Origin of the sequence: Acinetobacter sp. SwsAc5 (assembly GCF_013391485.1) — a bacterium.
GTDB lineage: Bacteria > Pseudomonadota > Gammaproteobacteria > Pseudomonadales > Moraxellaceae > Acinetobacter > Acinetobacter towneri.
The window spans coordinates 179,303-192,156 of the sequence record NZ_JACAXD010000001.1 but is presented as its reverse complement, the minus strand read 5'-3'; the positions used below and the strand labels follow the sequence as shown (position 1 = coordinate 192,156).

The following is a 12,854-nucleotide window of genomic DNA, read 5'->3' as shown; positions in this document are numbered from 1 at the left end:
CGGTCATTCCTTAAGAAACAGTTGAATCTTCATTGCGTTGGTTTTGCTTTTCTTGGCGAATTTCAACCCAAGTTTTTAAAATCAGGGTCACAATCGCGAGAAGTGCCAAGAGAGAGGACACCGCAAACGCAGCACTAAAGGTATATTCGTTATAGAGAATTTCGACGTGCAGCGGTAGGGTGTTGGTTTCTCCGCGAATATGCCCCGATACCACAGATACCGCGCCAAACTCACCCATTGCGCGGGCATTACACAGAATCACGCCGTAAATTAAACCCCATTTTATATTTGGCAAAGTGACTTTCCAGAAGGTCTGCCAACCCGATGCACCTAATACAATCGCAGCTTCTTCTTCCTCTGTGCCTTGCGCTTCCATTAAAGGAATCAATTCACGCGCCACAAAAGGTACAGTAATGAAGATGGTGGCAATCACAATTGCAGGTACGGCATATAAAACTTTGATGTCGTGTTCCATCAACCAGCCGCCCATCCAACCTTGTGTACCAAAAATCAGGACTAGCATTAAACCTGCAATGACAGGAGAAACTGAAAAAGGCATATCAATTAAGGTGGTGAGGATCGACTTACCACGGAAATTGAATTTCGCCACTGACCACGCTGCGGCAATACCAAATACCACGTTTAAAGGTACGGCAATGGCTGCAGTGAGTAAGGTTAATTTCACTGCCGATAAAGTGTCAGGATGCACCAATGCTTGGACATAGACACCAATGCCTTGTTTAAACGCTTCGACAAAAACCAAAATCAGCGGCAAAATCAGACAGCTTAAGAAGAAAATGAAGGCAATTGCAATCAGGGTATAGCGTACCCAAGTCGGTTCACGTGTTGCATCGCGTGATTGTAGTTTTTCAGCCAAAGCATTGCTGTTGGTATTTAAACTCATCGTGCAGCTCTCCCTGTGCGACGACTTGCCCATGCTTGTAATAAGTTAATTAAGAACAGCATGACAAAAGAAATCAGCAACATCACCACAGCAATTGTGGTTGCACCTGCGTAGTCATATTCTTCTAAACGAGAAATAATCATTAAGGGTGCAATTTCAGTTTTAAATGGTTGGTTACCTGCAATGAAAATTACCGAGCCATATTCACCCACGCCACGCGCAAATGCGAGTGCAAAACCTGTAATCAGTGCAGGCAATAAAATAGGGAAAATCACTTTGGTGACAATTTGAAAGCGGTTAGCCCCTAGCGCAGATGCTGCTTCTTCCAACTCGGTTTCTAAGTCACTGAGTACGGGTTGCACGGTACGCACAACAAATGGAATACCAATAAAAATCAGGGCAAGGGTAATCCCGATAGGGGTATACGCGACTTTAATGCCTAATGGTTCTAAATATTGTCCAATCCAGCCAGTCGGTGCGTATAAAGAAGTCAGGGCAATACCCGCAACTGCAGTAGGCAATGCAAAAGGTAAATCGACCAAAGAATCTATAATACGTTTGCCCGGAAAGCTGTATCGTACCAAACACCATGCCAATAATAAGCCGAAGACGACATTAATAAAGGCTGCAATGAGCGCAGCGCTAAAACTGAGTTGCAAAGATTTTTGGATACGTTCTGAACTTAAAATTTCCCATAAACCATCCCAACCGATACCCAGCGATTTAATAAATACAGCCGATAAGGGAATAAGAACAATTAAGGATAAATACGCTAGGGTAAAGCCTAGAGAAAGACCAAATCCTGGCAGCACTTTGGATCGCTGCGACATGATGACTCCTCAAAAGAGAGAATGAGTGTTTGAAAACAAACAGATAAAAGTAAAAGATAAATTCGGCACAAGCATAATTTGCGAAGATTAAATTGCAAATTTGAATAAATACTTGTTGTTATCAGAAATACTGATATGTGATTGCATATTTTCTGCAATCAAATAATCATAAATTTCAGGAAATGCCCCAAAGCCTGATGCAACATTAATATGACCCACTTGTCCTAAATTAATCGGTGTTAATTGCCATGCTTGGGCAAGTGCCTGTGCATCTGCAAAACTTAGCCACGGGTCATTTTCACTGATCAATAAGCGTGTCGGTACAGCCAATTTAAGTTGCTGAAAATAAGCCGAATAATTGCTTTGGCTGTGTTGTGCAAAACCAGATTCACCAAAACGGGCAGGGTTAGCAGGTGCAACCAAAACCACATTTTTTATTTTCGCCTGCAGTTCAGGGTGCTGCGCCAATGCTGCCACTGTGGTCAGACAACCAAAACTGTGCGCCACAATTTGAATGTCGTCCTGAATCGGGGCAACTGTTTTGACAAATTCAGCAACCCAGTTCTGTAAAATTGGGCTATTCCAGTCTGACTGTTGTACACGCGAGCAAGACATGAGTTGTCGTTGTAACCAAGATTGCCAGTGCGCATATTCACTGCCACCTACACCTGGAACAATTACGGTATGAATCATGTCGATGCTCCTTCGCATATTTCAGCCTGAAATAATGATCTGAATAACGCTTGAATATGAATTGAACCCATCATTTTCAGCTTTGGCTGTGATCACTTGGATTCAAAACTCAGTAAGATAATGCTGTAAAATTCATGTTTTAAATAATCTGCAACAAGGATAACTAGAGTTTCTATGCAAAAAAAATAATTAAAAATGAATTTTATATGAATAAAAGAGATATATGTGAATCAGGTAAAAATGCGTTTGTGAAAACACCCGCATTTTTCAATTTGGGTGTTTTCAGCTAGCGCTTTGGTATGATTTACCTTTCGGAGTATTATTTGGTTTGGTTGGCTTTGACAATCTGATCGAAAATGCCATCATTTTCAAAGTGTTGCTTCTGAACTTTGCTCCATCCACCAAACTCTTGATCAATAGTCACCAACTTCAATGGTTTAAATTGCGACTTATATTGTGCCAACACCGTAGCATTACGTGGTCGGTAATAATTCTTCGCAGCAATGTTTTGACCCGCAGGCGAATAGAGATAGTTTAAATAGGCTTTGGCTAAGTGTTGATTGCCATCTTTTTGCACATTTTTCTCTACAATCGCCACAGGCGGTTCAGCCAAAATAGATAGAGAAGGCGTGATGATCTCAAATTTACCCGGTTGTTCACGCACGGCTAAATAGGCTTCATTTTCCCAAGCTAACAAAACATCACCAATGCCACGTTCTGCAAAAGTGGTGGTTGAGCCACGTGCGCCTGAATCCAATACTTTGGTTTGTTTATAAATTTGGCGAACAAACTCTTGCGCTTTAGCATCATTGCCCGCAGGTTGATGTTTTGCCCATGCCCACGCTGCCAAATAGTTCCAGCGTGCACCGCCAGATGTTTTTGGATTTGGAGTAATGATTTCCACACCAGGTTTGACCAAATCGCCCCAATCTCGAATACCTTTCGGGTTGCCTTTACGCACTAAAAATACAATTGTGGATGTATAAGGGGTCGAGTTGTGCGGAAATTTCTTTTGCCAGTCTTTAGGTAATAGACCGCGTTTGGCAATTTCATCAATATCGGCAGCCAGTGCCAAAGTCACGACATCGGCACCTAGACCATCAATCACCGCACGTGCCTGTTTGCCCGAACCGCCATGTGATTGTTTAAAGTTAATGTTTTGCCCGGTGGCTTTTTTCCAGTACGCACCGAAATCTTTGTTAAAGTTATCGTATAATTCACGGGTTGGATCGTAGGAAACATTCAGAAAGTCTTTTGCAGAAACGCTCAAGGTTGTTGCCGAAAGTACTGCCGCCAGTAGTCCAATTTTCAGTTTTGTAAAGTTCATGTTTGACCTCAGGTATTAAATCTGTTGTTGAATGAGGCAAGCATATCGGTAGTCTATTTGCTGAAAAAATAATTTAAAATGCGGTGAATATCAGTAAATGATAAATATAAATTTCTTCATTGTTTTCTATATTTAGAGATAAATAACGAGTACTTCTTCCATGCAGTGTTATAAAAATGCCAAGCCTACCGAGCAGATTCATGTGTTAGATCGCGCGTTTCATTATGGTGATGGATGCTTTAGCACTGCACGTTTTCGCCAAAATCAAATTGAATTATTTGACCGCCATTTGGCGCGTTTGCAATATGCCAATCGCCAACTTTCTTTAAATGCCAATCTTGAGTTAATCACTGAAACGCTGACAATTTTAAAGCAGGCGCATGGCGAGTTAAATGGTACTTTGAAGATTGTTTTAAGTCGTGGTGTGGGGCAGCGTGGCTACAGCTTGCCTGATCATCCTGCCGATGTTTGGGTGTTTTTCTATCCACAAGTACAAGCGGCTTTAGATACGGCATATCATTATGACATCATTCAAAGTGGCATCTTGGCACAAGCGATTGGACTAAGCATGCCGAATTTAGTTGGGCTGAAAAGTCTAAACCGACTTGAACAGGTATTGCTCAAACAAGAAGCCGATCAAAAAGGCTGGACAGAAGCTTTGGTTACTGATGTACAGGGCAGTGTGGTTGAAGGTGTGAGTAGTAATTGTTTCATTCGTATAAACAATACATGGATTACCCCGCAACTTGGTTATAATGGCGTGCACGGTGTCATGCGGGCAGAAATTTTATCGCGCATGCAACAACAGAATTTGCATTGTGAACAGCGTGATGTTCATGTTTCGGAAATTGCGCAGATTCAAAGTCTGTTTTTCTGTAATGCCTTAACGCCCATGAAAATTGTCAGCCATTTAGGGCAGCAGGTTTTAGATGTGCAGCCGTGTGTGGAACTATTTAAGCAACTTCAACTGAATCAGATTCATTCTTATGTCTAAGCGTCCATCAAAATCTAAAAAGAAAACCAAACCTATATGGTCTAAGCGTGCTATTCAGGGTGCGCTTATTTTTGTACTCGGACTGTTTTTGGTCATTGGCATGATCTTATGGTCAAGCTTATTTAAAGATTATCCTATTGAAGGCAAAAAACAATTATTGGCAATTAATGATGGTGATACCTATTCACGCTTTATTGATCGTTTGGCAGAACAAGATCATGTGAATTTTCCAATTGTTTTAAAGCTCTATCAACGGGTGATGATTCACGACAGCATGAAAAAAGGCGTGTATGAAGTTCGTCAGGGTATGAGTGTACGTCAGGTTATGGAAATGATCGCCAATGCTGAAAATGCACAAATGAACCGTATTTTGGTGATCGAAGGCACGACTTTTAAACAATTGATTGATGCGTTAAAGAAAGATGAGTTAGTCACCAAAGAAGTGTCGCATTTGCCATATGATCAAATGCTAAAAGCTTTAAATATTCCTTTTACACATCCCGAAGGTTTATTTGCGCCGAATACTTATTTCTTTGCCAAAGGTGAAACTGACCGTAAAATTTTAACCGATTTATATCAGCGTCAAATGAAATCATTGGATGATGCTTGGAATAATCGTGCAGCAGATTTGCCCTATAAAAATAAATATGAAGCTTTAATCATGGCATCTATTATTGAAAAAGAAACCAATGTTGATGCTGAATTAGAGCAGGTTTCGGGTGTGTTTGTACGTCGTTTAAAACTGGGGATGCGTTTACAGACTGACCCAACCGTGATTTATGGTATGGGAGAGCGTTATCAGGGCAATATTACCCGTCAGGATTTACGCACTCCAACGCCATACAACACCTATACCATGAGTGGTTTAACGCCAACGCCAATTGCATTGCCAAGTCAAAAAGCCATTGAAGCGGCGATGCATCCAGATCAATCTGACAACATTTATTTTGTGGCGACAGGTAACGGTGGGCATAAATTTAGCACCAATTTGCAAGATCATAACCGTGCCGTACAGGAATATTTAAACGTACTGCGCATGAAAAAATCAGGGGAATAAGCATGTTTATCAGTTTTGAAGGTACTGAAGGGGTAGGCAAAACTACACTTATTCGCCGTATTCATGATTATTTTACTGCACAAGGTCAGTCGGTGGTTTTAACCCGTGAACCGGGTGGAACCCCTATGGCAGAGCAAATTCGTGCTTTGTTGCTCGAGGTCAACCATGAAGAAAAAATGTGTTCAGACACTGAGTTATTGTTGATGTATGCAGCGCGTGCACAGCATTTAGATCGGGTGATTTTACCTGCGTTGGCTGCAGGAAAAACTGTACTGTGTGACCGTTTTAGTGATGCGAGTTTTGCTTATCAGTGTGCAGGACGTGGTTTGAGTGAAAGCAAGTTGCAGACTTTAAATAATAACTTTGTGGCACGTATGCCTGACTTAACTTTCTGGCTGGATGCACCGATTGAACTGGGTATGACCCGTGCACGAGCGCGTGGTGAGCTTGATCGTTTTGAGCAAGAGAAAGCCACTTTCTTTGAGAAAGTAAGAGGCGGCTATCAAACTTTATGGGAGCGATATCCTGAGCGGGTGAAGCGCTTAGATGCAACACAAAGTCCAGATCAAGTATTTGCAGAAGCGATGCACTATTTGCAAGCGAAGGCATAAAACGCAAAGGCATATACAAAAAGGCATAACAAGCCATTGGGTTGTAGTTAGACATTTGATTGAATGGAAAAATCTTCTATAGTGGAAACGCTTTAGAAGATTTTTTTAAAAAATAGCGAATAGTAAGTATGACCAAAGAAGAAATTATTGAATTTTTAAAAGTAGAGTTTCCGCAAAGTCTGGAAAAATGTGAAATTGTGTCCATCAAGCCACGTGGCGCATTGGTAAATTATCACATCGATGAACGTGATTTACGCCCAGGTGGTACGGTATCAGGGCCGACTATGATGACTGTTGCAGACTATGCACTTTATATCGCCATTTTAGGGGAGTTGGGTTTGGTGGCTTTGGCGGTGACCAGTAATTTAAACATCAACTTTTTACGCAAGCCCGCAGCAGGCCGTAATTTACGTGGTGAATGTCGCTTAATGAAAGTAGGGAAAAACCTCGTGGTCGGTGAGGTTTGGGTATATTCCGAAGGTGTAGATGATGCCGTGGCGCATGTCACAGGGACGTATTCGATTCCACAGATTGGCTGAGAATAAAGTCAGCTTTATCTTAATTTTAGTTACTTATATTTACCATGTGGTTACATATGTACACATACTACATGAAAATCAGGGTTTGATTGGTTAAAAAATAATCACAAATATTTCATTTTATGTTTTTCATATAGATCAAATCTGCTTTTGTCTAAGCTAGCAACCCGTAAGTAATAAAACAAGGGAGCTAAATGCTTAAATTTAAGAACAATATTGTTCATGGAGCAATCTTTGATATGGATGGAACAATGTTTGATACTGAACGATTACGGTTTCAAACATTGAAGCAGGCATCTCAGGAGCTCATTGGCGTTGAATTTTCAGACGTATACCTCATGCAATGTTTGGGTTTGAGTGCAAAGAGCGCTGAACAACTGGCGCAAGCAGAATATGGTGCAGACATTCCTTACCGTGAGATCCGTCAGCGTGCTGATGAACTAGAACTAGAAAGTGTGCGCAATTTTGGTGTGCCCATTAAAAAAGGTTTGTTGCAGGTATTAGAGCGGTTACGAAAGTCTGGCTTGAGAATGGCGGTTGCTACGTCTAGTCGTCGTGCCATTGCCGAAGAATATTTGATTAATGCCAATGTCTATAAGTTTTTTGATGTATTAGTTTGTGGCGATGAGGTGCAACAGGGCAAGCCACATCCTGAAATTTTTATAACAGCCGCACAAAAAATTAATCTAGAACCCAGCGAATGTTTCATGCTGGAAGATTCTGAAAATGGAATCAAATCTGCACATGCAGCGGGTGGCATAACCATACTATTTCGGGATATAAAAAAACCTAATGCTAATATGTTGTCACTCACGCAGCATTATTACGCAAGTATGCAAGCTTATTTAGATGACTTAAATCAAGTTATTCCTGTATTGGAAATGCCGAGTTTACAAGAGGCCTTCCCGCAAACTTTAAATCAGTTGAGTGTGGGGATTCATGGTTTTGGTGCAATAGGTGGGGGCTATTTGGCCCAAATTTTATCGCACTGGGATGGCTATACCCGTCCTAAACGTATTTATGCTTCTACACGGAATACCTTATATCGTTCTGCAGTAAACGCCTTTGGAACGTATTCAATTCGTTATGGACAATGTTCTTATGATGAACGAATTGAAAATATGCACATCATTGATGCGGAGAACTTGCAGCAGATGCAGCAAATGTATGTGGAGTCGAGCCTAATTGCATTATGTTTGCCTGAACATGCTTTACAGCAAGAGGCTAAAGTAATTGCGCAGGGCTTATATGCCCGTTTTATAGCGCAAGTTGAACTCCATCAGCCTTTAACTATTTTGGTAATTTTAAATAAAGTTGGGGCAAAACAGCTCTTGATGACGCATATTAATCAGGCGTTAGAGACGTTGTTGGATCCCGATACGGCAGCCAAAATTATGGCGCAGCATTATTTTTGCGATACTGTCGTAAATAGAATGGTCTCTAAATTAAGCGATCAAAACTTATATCGCCAATTACGCATCAAGTATAATATTTTTAAGCAATTTCAGTTGGATGACGAAGCAGAGCCAATTGAAATTGAAGACAATACTCGATTGCAGCCTGAGCAAGAGCGTCAAGCCACCTTATATGTAGAAGATTTAAGACGCAATTTTCAGCCCAGTCACATTTTGCAAAGTATGGATTTAATTTTATTTCATGCTGAAAGTGACATGCCTATTTATGTGGAAAATGCCAGTCCATTATTGCAACACATGCGTCAAATGATTTTGGTAGATGATATTGCCGAAATCCAACTCATTAAAAATCGTTTATGGAATGGTGTACATGCCATGATGGCTTGGTTATCCAGTTTAATAGGGCATAACAGTATTGGTGTCGCAATGGCAGACCCATTGGTTGCAGATTTTACCCGCGCTGTTTCGACACAAGTAGCGTTGGGATTAGCTGCACAGTTGCCGCATCGTCAGCAAAACTTAAAGCATCTGGCACAGAGCTTTCTGGACTCATGTGAACATGCCTATAAAGACCCGTGTCAGCGTGTGGCACGTGACCCTTTGCGTAAACTCTCAGCCAATGAACGGGTGATGGGTGCTTTGATTTATCATCTGCAGCATGATTTAGCTGCAAATTATGTGAAGAAAGGAGTGGTGTTGGGCTATCTGTATGCAATTAAACTGCAGCAGTTGGGGACTCAAGCAGCATTACAGCATTTGTCAAAACAATTGCAAAATGCGCCTATATACGAACAGACACGGCAGCAATTGCAGTACACAATTAGCCACCAATTACAGCAACTATTGGCTGGTCAAGTTCGCTTAGAAGCATTTATTCAAGATGATACTCAAGTTGCAGCCGTAATATAAAACTCAACTTGATGAATTCTTAGGAGGAGGTTTAGTAAGTTAACGTCATCATATTCAAAATGATAAAATACCGAATCGTGTTATGGAATACGATTCGGTGCTTTCTTGCATTAGAATTCGAATGCACTTTATTCACAGATACTTTTATGCAAATGCTGTTGCGTAACAAGCAATCAGCTCACTCATTCACCAATGGAGTTTCCACTTGGAAATTAGGTGGAATGAGCACAGTTTTACGCAATTCAGGCGCAAGCTCAGGATAATCCAGCGTGAAGTGTAAACCACGTGATTCTTTGCGTTGCATTGCACAGCGTACAATCATTTCAGAAACCAGAACCAAATTACGCAGCTCAATCAGGTTTTTACTAACTTGGAAGTCCTGATAATACTCGGTAATTTCACGTTTCAGCATTTCAATACGGTGCAAAGCACGTTCTAAACGCTTAGTGGTGCGTACAATACCGACGTAGTTCCACATGGTTGCACGAAGTTCATCCCAGTTTTGTAAAATTACAACATCTTCATCAGGGTTGGTCACTTGAGAATCATCCCAAGCAGGAACTTCAGGTGAGCAATAATCTGTAGTGTGATGTGCTTCAATATGTTTGGCCGCTGCCATTCCATATACAAAACATTCTAAAAGAGAGTTACTTGCCATGCGGTTAGCGCCATGCAAACCTGTATAAGACGTTTCACCAATCGCGTATAAACCAGAAATATCGGTTTGGCTATGTTCATTGACCATCACCCCGCCACAAGTGTAGTGGGCAGCAGGTACAACCGGAATCATATCTGTAGTGATATCAATGCCTAATTCCAGCAAACGTGCATACAGTGTAGGGAAGTGTTCCTTGACAAATTCTGCAGGCTTGTGGGTAATATCTAGCCATACATGACGAATACCCAAACGCTTGATTTCATAGTCAATTGCACGTGCCACAATATCACGCGGAGCGAGTTCTGCTCGTTCATCAAAACGCAGCATAAAGCGTTCGCCATCAGGTAAACGTAAATATGCACCTTCACCACGCATGGCTTCAGTAATTAAAAAAGAACGCGCCTGAGGATGATACAAACAGGTTGGATGGAATTGGTTAAATTCCATATTGGCTACACGGCAACCCGCACGGAAAGCCATGGCCATACCATCGCCCGTCGCAATGTCTGGGTTTGAAGTGTAAAGGTAGGCTTTCATTGCACCGCCGCAGGCAAGAGCGGTAAATGGAGCAAGGAAGGTATGTACTTTTTGAGTACTTTCATCTAGTGCATATAAGCCTAATGAACGATTAGCTTCGTTTAAACCAAGCTTTTGTGAGGTAATCAGGTCAATGGCGATATAGTTTTCAAATATAGTGATGTTTTGCTGTTCTTGAGCACGTTGCACCAAAGTCGTGGAAATTGCACGGCCTGTAGCATCGGCAGCGTGAATGATACGTCGCTGTGAGTGACCGCCTTCACGGGTTAAGTGCAACTGTTCTTGTTCATCTAAAGTAAATTGCACACCTTGTTTCAGCAGAAAATCTACCGAAGGTTTGCCGCCTTCTACGGTTTGCTTGACGGCATCCATTTCACATAAATGCGCACCTGCAATCATAGTGTCATCTATGTGTTGTTCAATTGAATCTGTTTCATCAAGAACTGCCGCGACACCGCCTTGCGCATAGAAAGTGCTGGCTTCAGTAAGGGTAGATTTCGCCAAAACGGCAATATTGAAATGCTGGGGTAATGAGAGCGCTAAACTCAAACCTGCACCACCACTTCCCACAATAATCACATCAAATTGATGTGTTGTGTTTAAATTAGGCATGTCCATCAGCTAATTTGAAAAAAGTTGGATAATGACACCCCTTTTTACAGAAAAAGGCAAGTGCGAAGTGGATTTGAATAATGAAAAAAAAGAATAAACTGGCAACTTTTATGGAATATCCCACTTTTATTGTGATTCGATTCCACGCTTTTCATTTATAGCACTTTGGCGCATCATTTTTGATGGGTCAAATATAAGATGCTATCTCAGCTATCCTCCACAGTGCCTGCCAAACCGTAATTGAAAAAGATTCAACATTTTATTACGCAAAAGCCTATTATTTTGTGCTAAATAAGGTGAGTTCAAAGTCATAATTATTATTGAGTGAATGCTATTTATGAAAAATCGCAACTTAAAAAAAGGTTTATATGCGGCTGTTTTTACTATGGCAACTGTGCAGACTCAAGCAGCACCACCAGTAGACTTTTCTAATTTGGTTGAGCAGGTTAGTCCTGCGGTGGTGAGTGTCAATGTTGTCAAAAAAATGAGTCAGGAAGAACTCTTACAACAACAAGTTCCAGAAATTTTACGCCGTTTTTTTGGCAATCAAGTGATTATTCCTCAACAGCAAATTCCACAAGAAAAAACAGGTTACGGCAGTGCCTTTTTTATCAGTAAAGATGGATACCTTTTAACCAATCACCACGTTGTTGAAGATGCTTCTAAAGTTACCATTGTACTGAATGACCGCCGTGAACTTGATGCAACTGTCGTGGGTAGTGATGAACGTACCGATGTCGCGTTATTAAAAGTGCAGGGCAGCAGTTATCCAGAACTGCGTACAGGCAATGTCGATCAATTACGTGTAGGTGAGCCTGTACTTGCGATTGGTTCACCATTTGGCTTTGACTATTCTGCATCGGCAGGAATCGTGAGTGCCAAAATGCGTAATATGATGGGTGAAACTTCAGTGCCATTTATTCAGACCGATGTGGCGCTTAACCCAGGTAACTCAGGCGGGCCACTATTTAACCAGCGCGGTGAAGTGGTCGGCGTGAACTCCCGTATTTTTAGTGGTACGGGTGGTTATATGGGCTTGTCATTCTCTATTCCAATTGATGTAGCAATGGATGTTGCCGATCAATTAAAACGAAATGGTAAAGTGACCCGTTCTTATTTAGGGGTGAGTTTGCAGGATATTGATCGTAATTTGGCTGAATCTTATAAACTGAGCAAACCAGAAGGGTCATTGATTACTCAAGTTGCACCAAATTCACCTGCTGCACGTGCAGGCTTACGTGCGGGTGATGTCATTCTTAAATATAATGGTACGCCAATTTCTAGAACTTCGGAATTGTTGAACTATTTAAACCGTTCAGTGCCAAATCAGAGTATTCAGCTTGAAGTATTACGTGATGACAAACGCCGTAATATTACCGCTACAGTCAGCACAGCACCTGATGATACGCCTGCAAAAAACAACCCTGAAACTGCTGCTAAAGGCCCTGTCTTAGGTGTGTCTATTCGTGATTTAACTGTTGCAGAACAACGCCAGTTAGATATTAAAGGTGGTGTGCTCATTCAGGAAGTGCGTCGTGGTGGTTCAGCAGCTCAGGCGCGTATTATGCCAGGCGATGTGGTGGTACAACTGAATAATACGCCAATTCAAAATGCCAACCAGTTTGTTGAAACGGTATCTACCCTGAAACAAGGTTCAGTTGCTCGGGTCGTGATTATTCGTCAAGGGCAACGTGCCATTATTGGGATGCGTATTCAATAAGTTAAAGCATCTGTCAGTGTTAATTTGATCTCAATATAAATGATCATT

The 12,854-nt window shown here is 41.4% G+C and carries 11 protein-coding genes; 6 read left to right on the top strand and 5 right to left on the bottom strand.

The genetic code is table 11. The features are described from left to right. Positions 1-10: 10 nt before the first annotated feature. The 4 genes from cysW to HYG89_RS00925 all read right to left on the bottom strand — a co-directional run bounded on the left by cysW (position 11) and on the right by HYG89_RS00925 (position 3,754). Positions 11-904, bottom strand: coding sequence for a sulfate ABC transporter permease subunit CysW (gene cysW / locus HYG89_RS00940; RefSeq protein ID WP_178865645.1), 894 nt, complete (start codon positions 902-904; stop codon positions 11-13). Next, positions 901-1,734, bottom strand: coding sequence for a sulfate ABC transporter permease subunit CysT (gene cysT, locus HYG89_RS00935; RefSeq protein WP_096901107.1), 834 nt, complete (start codon positions 1,732-1,734; stop codon positions 901-903). The genes cysW and cysT overlap by 4 nt, the downstream gene beginning before the upstream one ends. An 87-nt stretch (positions 1,735-1,821) precedes the next feature. Continuing rightward, the gene (locus tag HYG89_RS00930; RefSeq protein WP_178865643.1) at positions 1,822-2,427 is read right to left on the bottom strand and encodes an alpha/beta hydrolase; all 606 of its coding nucleotides are present in this window, start codon (positions 2,425-2,427) and stop codon (positions 1,822-1,824) included. Between the two features lie 319 nt (positions 2,428-2,746). After that, positions 2,747-3,754, bottom strand: coding sequence for a sulfate ABC transporter substrate-binding protein (locus HYG89_RS00925; protein WP_004971740.1), 1,008 nt, complete (start codon positions 3,752-3,754; stop codon positions 2,747-2,749). A 160-nt stretch (positions 3,755-3,914) separates the two neighbouring features. On the opposite strand from HYG89_RS00925, the gene pabC reads away from it, so the two are divergent. From pabC to mtlD, 5 genes are all read left to right on the top strand, one after another. Beyond that, complete coding sequence (gene pabC / locus HYG89_RS00920) at positions 3,915-4,748, top strand: aminodeoxychorismate lyase (RefSeq protein WP_004971738.1); 834 nt, start codon at positions 3,915-3,917, stop codon at positions 4,746-4,748. Next, the gene (gene mltG / locus HYG89_RS00915) at positions 4,741-5,805 is read left to right on the top strand and encodes an endolytic transglycosylase MltG (protein ID WP_178865640.1); all 1,065 of its coding nucleotides are present in this window, start codon (positions 4,741-4,743) and stop codon (positions 5,803-5,805) included. The genes pabC and mltG overlap by 8 nt, the downstream gene beginning before the upstream one ends. A 2-nt stretch (positions 5,806-5,807) precedes the next feature. Beyond that, positions 5,808-6,416: a dTMP kinase gene (gene tmk, locus HYG89_RS00910; protein WP_178865638.1), complete on the top strand. Its 609-nt coding sequence runs from the start codon at positions 5,808-5,810 to the stop codon at positions 6,414-6,416. 128 nt (positions 6,417-6,544) lie between these two features. Beyond that, entirely contained in the window at positions 6,545-6,955 is a 411-nt protein-coding gene (locus tag HYG89_RS00905) for a PaaI family thioesterase (RefSeq protein WP_178865635.1), read from the top strand. A 194-nt stretch (positions 6,956-7,149) separates the two neighbouring features. Then, positions 7,150-9,279, top strand: coding sequence for a bifunctional mannitol-1-phosphate dehydrogenase/phosphatase (gene mtlD / locus HYG89_RS00900; RefSeq protein WP_178865633.1), 2,130 nt, complete (start codon positions 7,150-7,152; stop codon positions 9,277-9,279). 178 nt (positions 9,280-9,457) lie between these two features. Here mtlD and nadB read toward each other — a convergent pair whose 3' ends face one another. Beyond that, the gene (gene nadB / locus HYG89_RS00895; protein ID WP_178865631.1) at positions 9,458-11,092 is read right to left on the bottom strand and encodes an L-aspartate oxidase; all 1,635 of its coding nucleotides are present in this window, start codon (positions 11,090-11,092) and stop codon (positions 9,458-9,460) included. 331 nt (positions 11,093-11,423) lie between these two features. On the opposite strand from nadB, the gene HYG89_RS00890 reads away from it, so the two are divergent. Then, positions 11,424-12,806, top strand: coding sequence for a Do family serine endopeptidase (locus HYG89_RS00890; RefSeq protein WP_178865628.1), 1,383 nt, complete (start codon positions 11,424-11,426; stop codon positions 12,804-12,806). Positions 12,807-12,854 lie beyond the last annotated feature (48 nt).